We start from the raw sequence: 16627 nt of genomic DNA on the forward strand, positions 1-16627 counted from the left end.
ATGAACGGCGCTCCAGGCGCAACCGCGCGGGTGTCGATCTACGGTTCGTTTCGATAAGGCGTCCATATTTCTTGTACTCACCGCATTTGGCGCTTCTGATCTGTGGCCCGCGAAGCACTGTTTAGAGCCAGCGAGCCGATTGTTTCGTTCGGATGTTAGCCCGGCGACTGGATTAGTCGCGCTGCAGCAATCTTGCTGGGGCGGATGGCCGGTTTAATCTCTCGGCAAGCTCCCGCAGAAGGCAGCTTTCATGCGCGCTTCGTCCAATTCGCCTTCCCAGCGGGCGACAACGAGCGAGGCCACCGCGTTGCCGACTACATTCGTCAGCGCTCGGCATTCGGACATGAAGCGGTCCACGCCAAGGATCAGAGCCATCCCAGCAACGGGAACGCTCGGGATTACGGAAAGCGTAGCGGCCAAGGTGATAAAGCCGGCGCCTGTTATACCTGCGGCACCCTTCGAGGAAAGCATCGCGACAAGCAATAGGAGGACCTGGTCGGAAATCGACAAGTGCGTGTTCGTCGCCTGGGCGAGGAAGAGGGCGGCAAGCGTCATGTAGATATTGGTGCCGTCCAGATTGAAGGAATATCCAGTCGGGATAACGAGACCCACGACAGAACGCTTGGCGCCGGCCTTCTCCATCTTTTCCATGAGCGAGGGCAGCGCGGCCTCCGAGGAGGACGTTGCCAGGACCAGCAGCAGCTCTTCCTTGATGTAGCGCACGAGAGAAAAGATCGAGAAGCCGTTGTATCGGCAGACCGCGCCGAGAATCCCGAATACGAAGAAGAAGGCAGTGAAATAGAACGTCGCGACCAGCATCGCGAGGTTGGCCACCGAACCGATGCCATATTTGCCGATGGTGAAGGCCATGGCGCCGAAAGCGCCGACGGGCGCGGCCCTCATCAGAATGCCGACCAGCTTGAACACCGGCGCAAGGAGCGCCTGAAGCAAAGAAAGCACAGGCTTGCCCGTGTCGCCGACCATCGCCAGAGCGATGCCGAACAGGACCGAGAAGAACAGGACCTGCAGGATGTCGCCTTCGGCGAAGGCACCAACGATCGTTATCGGGATGATGTTCATCAGAAAGCCGGCCACGGACTGCTCGTGGACCTTGGCGGCATAGCCCTTCACGGCCTGAACATCGAGCGACGCCGGATCAATGTTGAGGCCAGCACCTGGCTGAACGACATTTGCGACTATGAGACCGACAACCAGTGCGAGGCTCGAGAAGGTGACGAAATAGATCATCGCCTTGCCGGCGACCCGGCCAACCTTTTTGAGGTCGTTCATGCCGGCAATGCCGGTCGTGACGGTTAGAAAGATCACTGGTGCGATGATCATTTTCACGAGCTTGATGAAAGCATCGCCGAGGGGCTTCAGAGCCTCTCCGGTCCCCGGACAGAAATAGCCCACTGCGACACCGAGGGCGATGGCGGTAAGCACCTGCACGTAGAGCTGGGCGTAGAAGGCCTTGCGGGGCGTGGGACCCGCGCTTCGGATTGGTGGAACCAACAGCTTTTCTCTCCCTGACCGGACGGGGTGGGGCTCCTCCCTTCCCGCGCTTCTCCCATCGCGGCGCTCCGGTCAAACGCTGCTGCCATCTCAGCCGCAAGCGTTGTGCCAAGTGGAAACCCGCGCCCAATTATGCGTATTCCGCCGCTCGGTCACGCAGCTTCAGTGAGGCTTGTGCGGGTTTCCGCACTGGTTGCCTCCATTCTTGGCGAAATTCCGCACCTAAGGCTCCGGCAATGGTCCGTGTCTGAAGCAATAGGTCGGTAGAGCACGGATGATACAACAAGGGCGCGTTGCAACCATTGCTTTTGCCCGGCAGAGCGGCCGCCGGTCGGTATCTCTGGGGTCCCGATGTGCCCCTCCTTTCTTTGTCTTGTTTGCGACTGACCGCGCACCGGTGTGGAGGATTCCCTACACAACCGTGCTTCGCCGCGCTCCCGTTGCAGCCGAGTGCGTCTCGAAGGGGCAGTGGAGAAGACCGGTGATTCCGCCAGGGCGCAACGGTGTGATTCAGGAGATGCTTCGTAGCACGAACATAAGCCGCGCTCGAAGACAACTTTGCGCCATGGCATGCGCCGCAGCGTGTTCTATTGTCAACGGCATCAATAGCGAGGGTATGAATGGTTGCTGCGATCCACTCAGTGAGCCGCTACCGCTTCCGCACCACCTGATGGGGCGCTGGAAGCACGCACAGGCGCTCGGTATGCTCAGCGCGCCGCGCACCCGCCGAGACGCCGGGGTAAACATCTCTGCCGTTCGCATCGATCTGCGAGCAACTATCTGAATTGATGGGATTCTGTCATGTCGTCCTACTTTCCTTTCACAAATGCAAGGAAAGCTCGATTGACTAGCCCCCGTCGTTCCCGCTCTGTAGAGCAACGTGTGGTTGCGCTCGGGAGGAGCCTGAACCGCGCCCCACTTCAGTAAGGATAGCCAAGCCATGCCTCAAGCATTGCCTCCGGCGTTTTTCGTTCTTGCCGATCATCACGGCCTGACCGACGCCCAAAACCGTGACCCACTTTTGATCCAATGGCAGCCAGTATGCCGGCTGCGGAAGTCGGCGTGCTGCCGTGACGCCGGGTCACAGACTATCCGTATCGACGTCTCAAGCGTTTCGATGAGCGGCTCCTACGAGCGAGCAAGCGCGCCAATCATGCGGTGGCCCGCGGGGCGAAGAAACTCTTGCTGGTGCCGGCCATCGGTGGCTCGGGCCTCGATGCCACTTGACGAGGCCTCTACGCCCGGGGGGGCGTCGCAGGTTCAGATGGCGCGGCGTTGCTTTCGCGGCCCGAGATCGAGGATGACATGCTAGACCGGGACAATAATGGCCAACCTGAAGAAAATGCTGGGCAGACGCCGCCATGCTGCTCGTCGCTTCATGACGGGAAAAGGGATGACTCAGAATCCGCTATTCTGCCGTCGCGCGCGAGCGTGCTTGCTGGCATATGGGAAATAGTGAAAGCACTCACCGCCCCCTCCGGGCTCGACGTCACGCTGGCCAAGGTCGTAGACCTCCTGCGATCGTTTCTGCAGATGCGGCACGGCATCATCTCTCTCTTCGATAGTGATGGCGAACTGGAAATCACCGTAGGCGCCGGCTGGACCGAGAGCTGCGGTGAGCGCTGCCGGACGTATCTGCCGCGGAAGGCAATCGACCATATTGTGGCCACGGACACGCCCCTGGCCACCGAGAACATCGCGGTTCATTCGGCTTTCACCGCCGCCGACATGGAGGTGCTCGGGGTCTCCGAAAACATACCAGTGTCCTTCGTCGGCGTTCCCATCCGCGTCGATGCGAATGTCGTGGGCACGCTGACCATCGACCACGTACTGGACAATGGCTCAAGAGTTTGGCTCGATTACAACCTCTGTCTGCTTCCCCTAATCGCCAACCTGGTAGGACAGATAGTCAAGTCGCATCGCTCTTTCGACGGCGACCCCGAGCAACCGATGGCACAGCAGGATTTGCTGCCAAAGCAGAAGCATCCGGCCCGGCAGCGTAACAAGATTCACGTTGAGGGGATGATTGGCGACAGTTTGGCGTTGCGCGGTCTGCTTGAGAAAGTCGCGGTCGTAGCTAAGGCTAAGATTGCGGTTCTGTTGCGAGGCGAATCCGGTACCGGCAAGGAGCTGGTCGCCAAGGCTATCCACGAGTTGTCGCCGCGCGCCAAGCGGCCCTTCATCAAGCTCAATTGCGCGGCGCTGCCCGAGACAGTCCTGGAATCCGAATTGTTCGGTCATGAGAAGGGTGCATTCACCAGCGCGTTCAACTCACGCAAGGGGCGCTTTGAGCTCGCCGACAAGGGGACGCTGTTCCTGGACGAGATCGGCGAGATTTCGGCCTCTTTCCAGGCAAAGCTCTTGCGCGTGCTGCAGGAGCAGGAGTTTGAGCGCGTCGGCGGCAACCAGACCATTAAAGTCGATGTTCGCATCATTGCCGCCACGAACAAGAACCTGGAAGAGGCGGTTGCCAGAAACGAGTTCCGTGCCGACCTCTATTACCGCATCAGTGTGGTTCCCTTGCTGGTGCCAGCGCTACGCGAAAGGCGCAGTGATATTCCGCTACTCGCCGCTGAGTTTCTCAAGAATTTCAACGGTGAGAACGGCCGGATGCTGACCTTCGATCCCAGTGCGATTGAAGTCCTGATAAACTGTGATTTTCCCGGCAACATTCGCGAGCTCGAAAATTGCGTGTATCGGACAGCAGTTCTGGCGGCGGGACCATCAATCGGGAGAGGCGACTTTGCATGCTGCCAGGGCAAATGCTTCGCCGAGGCGCTGCACAAGAGCAGATTTGGCAAAATCGCGCTGCAATCCCCGCCGATCGTGCCGCTGCCAGCGGTTGCGGCCATACCGCCCGCTGCTGCCGCCGTCGCAGTCCCGCCTGAGATCACAAGTCAGCCGCCGCTTGGCCCTGCCGGGGCAGTCCAGCTAAATGGTGCAAGAATGACCGATGCTGAACGTGTCATCGAGGCCATGGAAAGATGTGGCTGGGTGCAGGCAAAGGCGGCACGCCTGCTTGGACTGACGCCCCGCCAGATTGGCTACATGTTGAGGAAATACGGCATCGAGATCAAGCGTCTTTGAAGCTAACGACCGAAGCGAGTAGCGGGGACCGTGCTTGTGCCCCTGGAAACGGGTGATGGGGACCTCACGTCAGTGCCAACTTTCGATCCAATCGCACAGTCCGGCTGACCCCGCGGCTGTCGGCTTCACGACGCACCTGGGTTTGAAGGCAGCGCTATCATCGATGGTCCAAGCCATGTCTCGATATCACCAGCCCGTGCCGGATGCACTGGGACTGAAACGGAGAAAAAATCATGTCGGATGCAAAACTCGGAACTGTGCTTTCCTCTCTCTCGCAAGTGGCGAGACAGTTAGATGTTCTGCTATCCGACAAACCGGCGCCGGATGCGAGTTGCGTCAAGCTAAATACGAACGAGAACCCGTTTCCGCTGCCGACAGTCATAATGCAGAGTGCAATGGCGGCTCTCGAACGGCAGTATCTATATCCAGAAGACGACAACGTCAGCTTGAGGCAAGCAGCTTCTGAAGCCTACGGCGTCTCCAAGGATCAGGTGATCGCCGGAAACGGATCGTCTGAACTGCTTGGGCTTATTTACAGAGCTTTCCTGGTTCCAGGAGACAGCGTGGCGATGATGTCGCCCGGGTTTTCGTTCAACCGCAAACTTGCCAGTTTGCAGGGTGCTCAATTTGTCGAAGTCGAATGGGGCCAAGATCATTCCTTGCCCGTAGAACAATTGCTTTTGGCGCCTGCAAAAGATGCCAAATTCATTCTGCTGGCTAATCCGAACAATCCGACCGGAACGTTTGTTCCGGTGGCCGATATCGAACGTTTAGTATCACAATCAGACCGCATGATTGTCTTGGATGAGGCCTACGTCGATTTTGCACCGGATAATGGTCTGCATCTCATCAATTGTTATCCGAATCTCCTGGTCTTGAGAACGTTCTCGAAAAGCTATGCCACCGCCGGCATTCGCGTCGGTTTCGGACTTGGTCACCCTGAAGTCATTGGCAGGCTGCGAAATCTTCAGAACGTCTTCAACATGAATGTGATCGGCCATGCGGTTGGTATCAGCGTCCTTGGGCACCGAGGCGCCTATGCCGAGAACCACAAGCACATCAAGCATGAAAGACAGCGAGTGACGATGGCGCTGTCAAAACTCGGATTTTCCGTAATACCTTCCCACGCAAATTTCCTGCTAGCACGTGTGCCAGCGGGGCAGGAAGGCTCATGGTGGCAAGCAGCCTTGGAAAGGCAAAAGATACTCGTTGCCTTCTTTCCTGATGCAGGTTTGGAAAATTACATCCGCATTAGCATCGGCACAAAAGATGAGATGGATGAATTTCTTGAGGCCGCCAGCGACATAGCTGGAACGGCGAAGGAAACTATCCCGCTGTGCCGGCCGTCAGCGGCCGCTGCTCCTGCCTTAACCAATCGATAGTTCCCCGGCCATTAAGCGCGCCGATAATTTGAATTTGCTTGCACCATTGCGAGCCACGAACCGTTGCAAAGAGTTGGAGAAAATTCGTGAAGAATGCCTTCCCCCGGGGCCTGACCATCGGCATATTCGACCATCTGGACGAGGACGGCTGCGAGATTGCCCGGCAATACGCCGATCGCCTGAGTTTAGCAGAGGCGTGCGATCAGCTTGGCTTCTATGCATATCATCTGGCAGAGCACCACTGCACTCCGCACGGGAGGGGCCCATCGCCGAATCTGTTCTTATCCAGCGTCGTCCAGCGCACCCGGCACCTTCGCGTCGGCCCGATGGTAATGCTCCTTGCCCTTTATCATCCACTGCGTGCGTTCGAGGAGATCTGCATGCTGGACCAGTTGAGTGGTGGCAGGGTCGAACTGGGTATAGGGCGCGGCTCTCTTCCAGTCGAACTGGGTTACTTCGGGATTGCTGCGGAGGCGGCGCCAGGTCACTATGCGGAAGCCAGCGAAATCCTTATCAAGGCGATGAAGGGCGACACGCTGTCCTATCGCGGCCGCCATTTTGAGCTGAATGACGTCCCTTTGACGCTGAGATCTCATCAGCGCCCCCATCCACCGACATGGATCGCCACCAATAGACCCGAGTCGGCCAGCTGGGCCGCTGCAAGTGGCGCCAACATCGCATGCCTAGGACCTGCCTCTTCGGTTCGAAGAATTACGGATGCATTCCGAGCCTGCCGGGAGCGCAGTGCCGACGCGGACGAGCGAGGGCCATTTCTTGGAATGCTCCGCATGGTCGTGATCGCGCGATCGGAAACAGATGCATATGCGCTCGCGGCACCCGCTTACGAACGATGGCTTAAGAGCTTCAGGTTCCTCTACGACCTCAATGCGCTCCAGACGCCCCCAAATCTGCCGCTGAGCTTGGATGCAGCAATCGAGAGCGAATTGTGCGTGGTGGGAACGGCATCTTCTGCGCGACAAGCTCTTCTTGATCAGCTCGAAGAGGCCGGTGCTAATTATCTACTTTGCCAACTTGCATTTGGGAATCTGTCCTTAGACGCTTCGCTATACACCGCAAGGACGATCCAATCTGAAATCATGGCTCGAGTTACCTGACGTGCAATGCGCGTTCCGCGTTCGGAGTTGAATTTCTCCGGCGCACCATCACCTTCCCGGTCCCGCGCATGATGCCGATATAGTGCTTGGTGTGTGGGTGGAGGGCGCGCACGCTTGTGGAGGCCCTAGATATTTGAACGGCCTGCCGATTAAGAAATCGCCCCGATGTCGTTTCGCAAGAGAGGGCGAACTTGTGCGTACCAGGCCAAAGCTCCGGTTTCTGAGGCATAGAGAAGATTGCTATAGCTCATTATTTAAGGCACTATGAGTTATAGAAAGGTGCGCTATAACTCATGGCATGGAATTGGGAGCAGGCTGACTGGCCGCATTTTACCTACGATAAGGAAGGATTGGAACCGCTGGAAAGGGAATTCCTGCTGCGATCGGGTGAGTTCCTGGGTGTCTTTCGGCACGTCGGTTCTGACGATCGCGACCAGATACGCATCGATCTTATTAGCGAGGAGGCCTTGAAGACATCCGCGATCGAGGGGGAATACCTCAACCGCGAGAGTCTGCAATCATCCCTGCGCCAGCAACTTGGACTGGGCAGCGAGACCAGGCGCATTCCTCCTGCCGAGCGCGGCATCGCGGAAATGATGGCCGACGTGTATTTACATTTTGGCCATGTCCTCTCGCATCGCACTCTCTACGCTTGGCACAAGATGGTGATGTCAGGGGAACGGCGTATTGAGACCATTGGCAATTATCGCCAGCATGCCGACGTCATGCAGATTGTTTCCAATCGGCTGGATAAGCCCAAAGTGCATTTCGAGGCACCTCCCTCGACGCGGGTAAAATCCGAAATGGATGCTTTCACCGCTTGGTTCAACGATACCGCGCCTAAAGGTAAGACGCCGCTCCCGGCGTTGACGCGAGCCGGTATCGCGCACCTTTATTTCGAGAGCATCCACCCATTTGAGGATGGCAACGGTCGCATAGGCCGTGCCCTCTGCGAAAAGGCGCTTGCTCAAAGCCTGGGTGAACCAAGTCTCATCGCCTTGGCATACACGATCGAACGCCACCGTAAGGCCTACTACGACAACCTGCAGGCCAGCAATAAGAGCAACGCGGTAACAAATTGGCTGCTCTACTTTGCCAACACGATCCTTGAAGCGCAACGCCTAACGCTGGTCCGCGTCGAATTCTCTGTAGCTAAAGCCAAGTTTTACGAACGTTACCGAAACCAGTTCAACGAGCGGCAGGAAAAGGTCATCGCCCGAATGTTCCGCGAAGGCATCGACGGGTTCAAAGGAGGGCTCAGCGCCGAGAGTTATATCGCCATCACTCAAGCATCGCGCGCGACGGCGACAAGAGATCTGCAAGACCTCGTTTCCAAGGGCGCGATGATAAGAACTGGCGAACGGCGACACACACGTTACGCCCTGAACATTCTGGATGACCTCAGGTAAACCGCAGCACAGATTTATTGCCACCTTACTCGCGCAGCGACACGTGCGAAGTTTTGAGCAAAAAGGTCTATGAATTCAGGATCGCGCTGGGCAAAGCCTGAGCGCACCAAGTCCGACTTAAACGGGTCCGTCTGCATTTCGCTGAGAATTTCAGGGCGACGGTTGCGGTGCCAGCGCGTTTTCATCTTCAAGTTTCGGCAATCTTCATGGCACTTCGGGCGACCGAAGCGATAACGGCCAACGCATCGGCGGTGCCGCTTCGCCTATCTCAAAATCACCTTCGGTCTGGCCCATCTGGTTTGTTACATGGGCAAGCAAATCACGTCCTTGTGACGCGCCGATGCAAAGGAATAGACGGCCGCCGCTACCGTTCCGGACAATTGCCGAAGTGCAAGCCGCACTTCAGCTCGGTGGCTTAGCCGTGGTCAAAATCATCACCTCGCCGTGCAGTCGCGCCTCATGACCTGGATGATGGCGGAAAGGCCGGCTCACGAATGATTAGATCGTTCGAGATCGGGTCCAGTCAGTGCCGGGCGTGTTCGCATTGGCTGTGATCGGCCAGCACCTCAATCACCCGGCATTCGCCGACCTTCCCGTGCCGGCAGCCTTCGACCATGAGTTCCAGTTCGGCCTTCAATGCCGTGAGGCTGCGTATCCGCTGAACGACGTCGGCCAGCCGCGCCTGGGCTATGGTGTCGGCCGTGGCGCAGGGCTGGCTGGGATTATCCTGCAACGTCAGCAGGGTGCGGATGGCTTCGATGTCGAACCCCAACTCGCGTGAATGGCGAATAAACGCCAGCCGGCGCAAATCGCTCGTCTCATAGTGCCGTCGATTGCCCTCGCTGCGCTTCGGCGCGGGCAGCAGGCCGATATGTTCATAGTAGCGGATGGTCGGCACTTTCACGCCGCTCTGTCGTGCCGCTTCGCCAATCGGGACACTGCGCATGATTTTTCGCTTGCTCCTCTAGTCGCTAGAGAATGTAGCGTGCCGCTGGAATGGTTCAAGGAGTGAGACGATGGCTGCAACCGCCGCACAAACCCGTTATCGCGTCGAAGGCATGGATTGTGCCGGCTGCGCGACGAAAATCGATAGCGCGGTGCGGCGCATGCATGGCGTCCAGGATGTGAACGTCTCGGTCACTGCCGGCACCATGACCGTCAGGCACGCTGCCGAAAGCGACCTCGCCGCGATCGAGAAGAAGGTGACGGGCCTCGGCTATTCTGTGGCTCAGCTCACGAGCGAAGCCGGACAGAATGCCAAGCCGGCCGGGCACGGCACCAAAGGCGGCCATGACCACGCTGGCCACGACCATACTGGCCGCGAACATGCCGGCACAGCCAAAGATGACCACGACGACGTGGAGGGCTTGCATGGCCACGACCACACGCCGGCCACGGGGCCGTGGTGGAACAGCGTCAAAGGCCGGCTGAGCATCGCCAGCGGCGCCGCATTGGCCGCAGCTTTTGCGATTCACTATGTCTGGCCGGCCACCGGCGTCTGGCTTTTCATTGCTGCCATGCTGATCGGACTGGTGCCGATTGCACGGCGAGCTGTGATGGCCGCGCTCGCCGGCATTCCCTTCACCATCGAAATGCTGATGACCATCGCGGCGATCGGCGCCGTCATCATCGGTGCCGGCGAGGAAGCCGCCACCGTGGTCTTCCTGTTCCTCGTCGGCGAGTTGCTGGAAGGCGTGGCCGCCGGCAAGGCGCGCTCCAGCATCCAGGCGCTGACCACGCTGGTGCCCAAGACGGCATTCCTGGAGGAGAATGGCGCTACGCGCGAAGTTCCGGCCGAAGCCCTTGGGGTTGGCGCCGTCATTCTGGTGCGACCGGGCGATCGCATTCCAGCCGACGGCAAGATCATCGAGGGCGAAAGCGCCATCGATGAATCGCCGGTGTCGGGGGAAAGCGTGCCGGTGCGCAAGGGCGTCGAAGCGGACGTATTCGCCGGCACCATCAATGGCGACGGCGTGTTGCGCATCACCGTCACGGCTGCGGCGTCCGACAACACCATCGCCCGCATCGTCAAGCTGGTCGAGGAGGCCCAGGAAAGCAAGGCGCCGACGGAACGCTTCATCGACCGTTTCTCACGCTGGTATACGCCCGCCGTCGTCGCCGTGGGGGCTCTGGTGGCCGTCGTCCCGCCGCTGGCCTTCGGCGGCGACTGGAACGAATGGATCTACAAAGGCCTGGCGCTGCTGCTCATCGGCTGCCCCTGCGCGCTCGTCATATCGGTGCCGGCGGCAATCGCCGCCTCGCTCTCGGCCGGCGCCAGGCGTGGTCTTTTAATGAAAGGCGGTGCGGTGCTGGAAGGCTTGGGCAAGATCACCGCCGTTGCTTTGGACAAGACCGGGACGCTGACTGAAGGCAAGCCCGTGGTGACGGATGTCGTGGCCATCGGGATCAGCGAAAAAGAGGTGCTATCGCTGGCCGCTGCACTCGAAACCGGATCGAGCCATCCGCTGGCTCTGGCGATCCTGCGAAAGGCCAAGGCCCAACGCGTGCCGGTGCCCCCGGCGGCAGAGGCCAAGGCGCTCGGCGGCAAGGGCGTCGTCGGTCGCATTGGCGGTAAGAACGTCTTCCTGGGCTCGCCGATCGCTGGAGGCGAGAAGGTCGCGCTGCCGGCCGAGCAGGTGGCCCGCATCGCCGACCTCAACGACCAGGGCAAGTCGGTGTCGGTGCTGCTGATCAACGATGTGCTGGCCGGTTTCATCGCCATTCGCGACGAGCCTCGGCCGGACGCGCAGGCCGGCCTCAAGGCGCTGACCGATGTTGGCATCAGGACTGTCATGCTGACTGGCGACAACCAGCGCACGGCGGCAGCAATCGGCAAGCACCTCGATATCGAGGTGCGCTCGGAACTGCTGCCCGAAGACAAGCAGCGCATTGTCGGCGAGTTGAAAGGGCAGGGGCTGACGGTCGCTAAGGTCGGCGACGGCATCAACGATGCGCCGGCGCTCGCCGCGGCCGACATCGGCATTGCCATGGGCGGCGGCACCGATGTCGCCCTGGAGACGGCAGATGCGGCGGTGCTGCATGGCCGCGTCGGCGATGTCGCGGCGATGATAAAACTGTCTCAGGCGACCATGGCCAACATCAAGCAGAACATCACCATGGCGTTGGGGCTGAAGGCGGTGTTCCTGGTGACGACCGTAGTCGGCATCACCGGCCTGTGGCCCGCCATTCTCGCCGACACAGGCGCGACGGTGCTGGTGACAGCCAACGCCATGCGGCTGTTGCGCTGGAAAGGTGGGGTGTAGATTGCCGCCTTCTATGTCGTTTGGGACGGCTCGATGAGCAACAACCATTCGCATCGAAGCGGCGCTTATTATTCGCTCGCGCCGTTTATCGGGGCATTTCTGGCGATTGCCCTTTGGGGTGAGCCGCTGACTGCCCGGCTGGTGCTGCCGGCGTGCTGATGGGGGTAGGTCTCTTGCTGCATCTCGCAGCGAGCCGTGCCGGCGCTTCATGGCCATCCCCGACTGCCAGCGCCGCGACGTCAGCGAAGTAGGCCGCGACGTCACGCGAGCGGCGGAAGCGCGTCGGATCATCGATCGCAGTCATGATCCAAAGCGCCGTCACCGGACCGACACCTGGGATAGCCATGAAGCGCCGGCACGGCTCACTACGCCCGACAATTTTCACGACGAGATCGTGCAGCCGGCAATACTGTTTCTACCGCGTCGCGCACCGCCAGCATCGCGTCCAACAGTTCGCTCGGCAGCGGATCGTCCGCCACCGCTTGGCGCACCGCCCGCTCGAATGCCCCGCGTCCGACCTTGCCCAAGCGGGTGCCGAACGACTTCAGCGAGTGCCGGATGGCGTTCTCTAAGTCGAGGAACTGGGCTTTCAGATTGCGAGATACTTGGCCGATCTTTGGCCGGAGTTCGCCGATCGGCGGGACTCAGATAAGATGGGGCAGGAAGAATGAAGGGCGCTCCAAACATGATCTCTGCAGAGCTTGTCGAAGCGCGCGAGTTTGCAAACAGGCTGCGCGAAAATCTGCCGGCTCGTATCGACGCTGCCGCTTTAGGGGTTTGGTCCAAAGCGCCATTCCAATTGCTGTGCGCACGCGAAGCGCTGATCTGGCGGAGCGAAGAGCTGGCGCGCAATGCATGCGATGCTCTTGGACGCGAGGACCTGAGCGTTGCCGCCCTTTTGACCCGAGCGCTCACCGAGAATGCTGCCCTGGTGTGGAAACTCTGGGAGATTGTCGATGCGCGGCATACCCATTCACCGCAAGACCTGAACGATCTGCTGATACGGCTGCTCTTGGGCTCACGTAAATGGCCGGATGGGCCACAGGCCATGCAAATCCTGAGCTGTATCGACCGCATGGACAAAGCCGTACCCGGGGTGCGTGCCAGCTACGAGAGCCTGAGTGAAATCGCACATCCGAATTGGTCCGGCGTCGCCGGACTATATTCTAAGCCCGACCCCCCACGGTATTTGACAGATTTCGGACGCGGATTGAGGGATACAAAGAGCACCGTCGACATGATCGCCAATGCGCTGCTTGGCTCGCTCGGCTTGTTCGAACTTGCGTACAATCGAATATCCGAAGCCATGCCGGAATTCCTGGCGGAACTTGAACCCATTTGACCGAATGAACGCTCCCAGGTCGCAAGCATGGATCACGAGCAAGCGCAGAAGTCCTACGGCACCGATCGAGCGCAACTCGTCTACGGAAGACGCCCCGACGGGACATTCGCTCATATAGGCGAGGTCGCGCGCGGGCTGGCTTGCGGCTGCGTCTGCCCGGCCTGCAATGGGCAACTGGTGGCCCGGCTGAAGGAGGATCACCGGGTGGCGCATTTCGCCCACCACGATGTTGAGGCCTGTGGAGGCGGTCCGGAGACGGTTTTGCATTTGCTGGCAAAGGAAGCGTTTCGCAGCAATCCGAAGCTGATCCTGCCAGAGCGGCTTGGGCTCGACAACAAACGCGTGGTGATGAAGCCCAGCCTGGAGGTCGAAACCGAATTTCTTCGGCTCGAGTACAACGATTCCAAGATCATCATTCCCGACCTCTATGTTCGCGCACTCGGCTATGACCTGTTCGTCGAGGTCGCCGTCTCCCATTTCGCGGACAGCGCCAAAATCCAGCGCCTCAGGGAACACAAGATCCCCGCCGTCGAAATCGATCTGTCCAAGCTTCCGCGTGACTCGCTAAGGGATGCCATCAACGAGGCGGTGCTGAAAACCGCAACTCGTCGGTGGCTTTATCATCCAGGCATCGAAGCTGCGCGGGCCAAGCAAGACGCAGATGAGCTCAAATGGCAGCAAGAACGGGGCAGGCGCGAGGCTGCCGCGACGGCCAAATACCGAAGCCGGGTCGAGCAAACAGCGGCAGCATACAGACAGGCATTGGCGAACCGGGTCGGCCGAGACTTCGTCGTCCCACGCGAGGTCGAGCTTCAAGCGATCGGTCTTGCAAAGTTTGTCGGTCGCGACGTCCCGGGCTTCGCCTGTTTTTCCGAACCGCCGGCGGTATGGCAAGCCATCATCCTGGCCGAGGTCTTTCATGATCGCTGCCTCGGCAACGCCCAGTGCAAAGCCGTGCCGATCGTCAACCATTTGGAAAAACGCCGGCTGATCCAAAACGCCTTTCTGCGTGTGTCTGGCGAGGTGGCAGACGATGTCACCGCGATCGATGCCCGCTTCGCCCCGGCGTGGAAAGCGGTCGACAATTATCTGAAATATTTGCTCGGTGAGGGTGTCCTTATCCCGCAAGGCTTCGGTGTCATACTCGCCCCGGCGTTCGCTAAACCATGGAACGTGAGGACCCTGGCTGCAAACCAAAGAACCGCTTTGATTCAGGAGACCGTGCAGCGGGTAGGGTGGATACTTGGCAAGCTTCCAGAAGACGAACGCGCCGGCACAACGGTCGACCAGTGGCTGCAATCGATCCACCAGGAATCCGGTTTGACCTATGACAAGGCACTGCGCTCGGAGGTCGAGGCTCCCAAGATCATCAGCGAAATCGCAACCATTGTGCAGATGCTGGAAGGGAACGGTCCTCTTTCCTATCGGACCGCAGGGCTGCCTATCGGCAATGCGATTTCCCGCCGCAAAGCCAAAATGGAAGAACAGGCCGAAGTACGCCGCCAACGGCAGCTGCTGGAGGCAGGTCGCCTTCGTCACTCGCGGCGTGACCGTTTATGCGTCGATGCAGAAACGGAATTGAACGGCGAGGATCGAAGCGCGTTTCTGCACACCAAACGAGCGGACATGAACGATATGACGCCCGTGGAACTGGCGGAAGACAGCGAGTCTGGATTGACTCGCGCGCGGGAGGCTCTGTCGGTCTTTGTTGGGCAGCGCCGTAGGGAGGCCGAGGCTGCGGCCGAGAAAGCGGAATATCAGGACAAGATCCGCGAGCTGGCAGAAGCGCGACTTTCCCCCGCGGACGCGATGGCGTTTCTGAAAGCACGTGAAGACGATATCGGAGCCCCACTGCAATACGTCAAAGACGAAACGACGTTTCAGAAGGCCTGTGCAAGACTGACGCAATGGGAGAACGAGTTCGGAAGCCCGTTCTGAGATTCGGGGGCGGTGAGCCAGTTTTTAGACAAGCAGACATCAATCTTACTACTTATCGGCTATAGGCAGCGTGCGTCGCCTCGTGTCTGGAGAAGCCAATCCGGCCGACAGCCAGAGCATCGCTGCCATACTCGGCGCCGGCAAGGACTCCGTGGGCCGCGAGCAGGCCGAGCGTATCAACGCGCTCGTCTCTCCTGAGAACCGCCAGGCGCTTCGCGATCTTGCGCTGATCACCGCCAAGCGCCAGGAGCGCGATGCTACGATGTCGGCGATCGGCGGCCTCGCCGCGGGCGCCGCGATCACCGGCATTCTATCGCGGCCAGCGACTGCCATGCAGGCCGCCGTGATCTCGCGCGGGCTGGCGCAACTCGTTACGTCACCAGCGTTCCGGAAATGGGTCACGAACACCAAACAGGCGCATGTCGGGCCGATCGGTGACGCGCAGGCCATCGCCTTGACGCCGGGAGCGGTCCACACGATTACCGGCGCACTCGGCGAAAACAACGACGTTCAAACGGCGCTCGACTGGCTGAACGAAGGGCTTTCGCAGCTCGACGAGGCGGGAAAGCGCGTCGTTCGCCCGCCAAAGGGCACGGGTTCGTGGGAGCAGTATTTCGGTGGCGATGAGATGATGGACGCGATCATGCAAAGGCGCCATTAGAAACCGTACTCTACGCCCTTGTCTGGAAAAACGCCTATTGCTTGTCTCTGGGCAATCATCTTCGCCTTGAAGGCTGTAATCCTGGCATCAAATGACGTTACGTCCTCGCCGAACACGGACTGTTGTATGTCAACGAACGCCTTGAGGCACATGCCGCCCACCCAGAGCATCCCAAGGAAAAAGTACCTAAAGTCAGCGTCATCTTCTATCGCCTGATAAAAGCTCAAGCTAACCTTTCCGCCCGGGTGTTGGATTACGCGATTTGCCAGGGCCATTGGATCGGCATGAGCATGCTTGCTGTGGCTGTAGAAAACAGTCTGCAGCGCCACTACAATCGGGGGGATGTCGGCGGGTAAGCCGCTCTTTTCAATCTCCTTTCGAATCTTACCCTGCAGGGTGTTGCGGTGTTTGAAGTCGTTCAAATATTGGTCTTCCGTCATCCTGCCTATTGACATCATAACGGCGTAGAATGCTGCATCCGTCGCTTGACGGCTCGAGGAAAACCCGTCGCTAGTATGTTGGCGCATGCTCGCGGTGCAGGCTTTCAGCGTCGCAACCCGCGCCAAGTGACACAAAGCGTAATATTTCATCTCTCCCTCCCCCATCACCCGGTTGCGATTTTGGAAGTCGTCGAACATTCCTTCCAGTTCGTCCAGGAAGGGAAGATCCTCTATCAATGTCACGATGGAACCGACGAAGTTGTTTGCGTCGTCGGCCGCCATATATCCGAGCCGCTTAGGTAACGTGGTCATCTCTGCAGCACCTTGCGGCTTGTCGATCAGCCCTCTAACGGCGGACCGGTTCCTGCGGCAAACGTAGGACTTATAGGGTCGCGCGGCAAATGGAGCCAACATCTAGAAGAACCAAGACGTGCTCCCGCCGGCAAAGCGCCCTTATGATCGTCGACGAGCCCGCCAC

11 protein-coding genes and 2 pseudogenes are annotated in these 16627 nt (G+C 59.2%); 9 read left to right on the forward strand and 4 right to left on the reverse strand.

Annotated elements, in window-relative coordinates; genetic code table 11:
* Positions 1–213: 213 nt before the first annotated feature.
* Positions 214–1512 carry a dicarboxylate/amino acid:cation symporter gene (locus tag NMG70_RS00595; protein ID WP_254017824.1) on the reverse strand — a complete coding sequence of 433 codons (1299 nt, stop codon included), beginning with the start codon at positions 1510–1512 and terminating at the stop codon, positions 214–216.
* A gap of 1305 nt (positions 1513–2817) precedes the next feature.
* Here NMG70_RS00595 and nifA point away from each other — a divergent pair.
* From nifA to NMG70_RS00615, 4 genes are all read left to right on the forward strand, one after another.
* Positions 2818–4599: a nif-specific transcriptional activator NifA gene (nifA, locus tag NMG70_RS00600; RefSeq protein WP_254022749.1), complete on the forward strand. Its 1782-nt coding sequence runs from the start codon at positions 2818–2820 to the stop codon at positions 4597–4599.
* 233 nt (positions 4600–4832) lie between these two features.
* Entirely contained in the window at positions 4833–5981 is a 1149-nt protein-coding gene (hisC, locus tag NMG70_RS00605; protein ID WP_077378873.1) for a histidinol-phosphate transaminase, read from the forward strand.
* A gap of 86 nt (positions 5982–6067) precedes the next feature.
* On the forward strand, positions 6068–7096 hold the full coding sequence (locus NMG70_RS00610) for an LLM class flavin-dependent oxidoreductase (protein WP_077378876.1): 1029 nt from the start codon (positions 6068–6070) through the stop codon (positions 7094–7096).
* A gap of 293 nt (positions 7097–7389) precedes the next feature.
* Entirely contained in the window at positions 7390–8505 is a 1116-nt protein-coding gene (locus NMG70_RS00615; RefSeq protein ID WP_254022750.1) for a Fic family protein, read from the forward strand.
* A gap of 523 nt (positions 8506–9028) precedes the next feature.
* Here the strand turns inward: NMG70_RS00615 and NMG70_RS00620 are convergent.
* The gene (locus NMG70_RS00620; RefSeq protein WP_077379107.1) at positions 9029–9451 is read right to left on the reverse strand and encodes a MerR family transcriptional regulator; all 423 of its coding nucleotides are present in this window, start codon (positions 9449–9451) and stop codon (positions 9029–9031) included.
* A gap of 70 nt (positions 9452–9521) precedes the next feature.
* Between NMG70_RS00620 and NMG70_RS00625 the strand changes: the two genes are divergently transcribed.
* Both NMG70_RS00625 and NMG70_RS32585 read left to right on the forward strand, forming a co-directional pair.
* Positions 9522–11768: a heavy metal translocating P-type ATPase gene (locus NMG70_RS00625; RefSeq protein ID WP_254022751.1), complete on the forward strand. Its 2247-nt coding sequence runs from the start codon at positions 9522–9524 to the stop codon at positions 11766–11768.
* A 54-nt stretch (positions 11769–11822) separates the two neighbouring features.
* Positions 11823–11956, forward strand: a pseudogene (locus NMG70_RS32585) (EamA family transporter); the annotation flags it as partial.
* Between the two features lie 19 nt (positions 11957–11975).
* Here the strand turns inward: NMG70_RS32585 and NMG70_RS00630 are convergent.
* Positions 11976–12361, reverse strand: a pseudogene (locus NMG70_RS00630) (transposase); the annotation flags it as partial.
* 74 nt (positions 12362–12435) lie between these two features.
* Here NMG70_RS00630 and NMG70_RS00635 point away from each other — a divergent pair.
* The 3 genes from NMG70_RS00635 to NMG70_RS00645 all read left to right on the forward strand — a co-directional run bounded on the left by NMG70_RS00635 (position 12436) and on the right by NMG70_RS00645 (position 15709).
* A complete protein-coding gene (locus tag NMG70_RS00635; protein ID WP_254022752.1) occupies positions 12436–13110 on the forward strand; it encodes a hypothetical protein in 675 nt (224 codons plus the stop codon).
* Positions 13111–13137: 27 nt separating this feature from the next.
* On the forward strand, positions 13138–15048 hold the full coding sequence (locus tag NMG70_RS00640) for a competence protein CoiA family protein (protein WP_254022753.1): 1911 nt from the start codon (positions 13138–13140) through the stop codon (positions 15046–15048).
* Positions 15049–15118: 70 nt separating this feature from the next.
* Positions 15119–15709 carry a hypothetical protein gene (locus tag NMG70_RS00645; RefSeq protein ID WP_254022754.1) on the forward strand — a complete coding sequence of 197 codons (591 nt, stop codon included), beginning with the start codon at positions 15119–15121 and terminating at the stop codon, positions 15707–15709.
* Here the strand turns inward: NMG70_RS00645 and NMG70_RS00650 are convergent.
* Positions 15706–16461, reverse strand: coding sequence for a hypothetical protein (locus NMG70_RS00650; protein WP_254022755.1), 756 nt, complete (start codon positions 16459–16461; stop codon positions 15706–15708). The genes NMG70_RS00645 and NMG70_RS00650 overlap by 4 nt on opposite strands.
* Positions 16462–16627 lie beyond the last annotated feature (166 nt).

The organism is Mesorhizobium ventifaucium, assembly GCF_935822925.1.
Classification (GTDB): domain Bacteria; phylum Pseudomonadota; class Alphaproteobacteria; order Rhizobiales; family Rhizobiaceae; genus Mesorhizobium; species Mesorhizobium ventifaucium.

What these genes read in the sequence shown, in the direction of transcription:
- nifA (WP_254022749.1), top strand. Translation starts at nt 2,818, where the DNA reads ATGCTAGACCGGGACAATAATGGCCAACCTGAAGAAAATGCTGGGCAG.
- hisC (WP_077378873.1), top strand. Translation starts at nt 4,833, where the DNA reads ATGTCGGATGCAAAACTCGGAACTGTGCTTTCCTCTCTCTCGCAAGTG.
- NMG70_RS00615 (WP_254022750.1), top strand. Translation starts at nt 7,390, where the DNA reads ATGGCATGGAATTGGGAGCAGGCTGACTGGCCGCATTTTACCTACGAT.
- NMG70_RS00620 (WP_077379107.1), bottom strand. Translation starts at nt 9,451, where the DNA reads ATGCGCAGTGTCCCGATTGGCGAAGCGGCACGACAGAGCGGCGTGAAA.
- NMG70_RS00625 (WP_254022751.1), top strand. Translation starts at nt 9,522, where the DNA reads ATGGCTGCAACCGCCGCACAAACCCGTTATCGCGTCGAAGGCATGGAT.
- NMG70_RS00635 (WP_254022752.1), top strand. Translation starts at nt 12,436, where the DNA reads ATGAAGGGCGCTCCAAACATGATCTCTGCAGAGCTTGTCGAAGCGCGC.
- NMG70_RS00640 (WP_254022753.1), top strand. Translation starts at nt 13,138, where the DNA reads ATGGATCACGAGCAAGCGCAGAAGTCCTACGGCACCGATCGAGCGCAA.
- NMG70_RS00650 (WP_254022755.1), bottom strand. Translation starts at nt 16,461, where the DNA reads ATGACCACGTTACCTAAGCGGCTCGGATATATGGCGGCCGACGACGCA.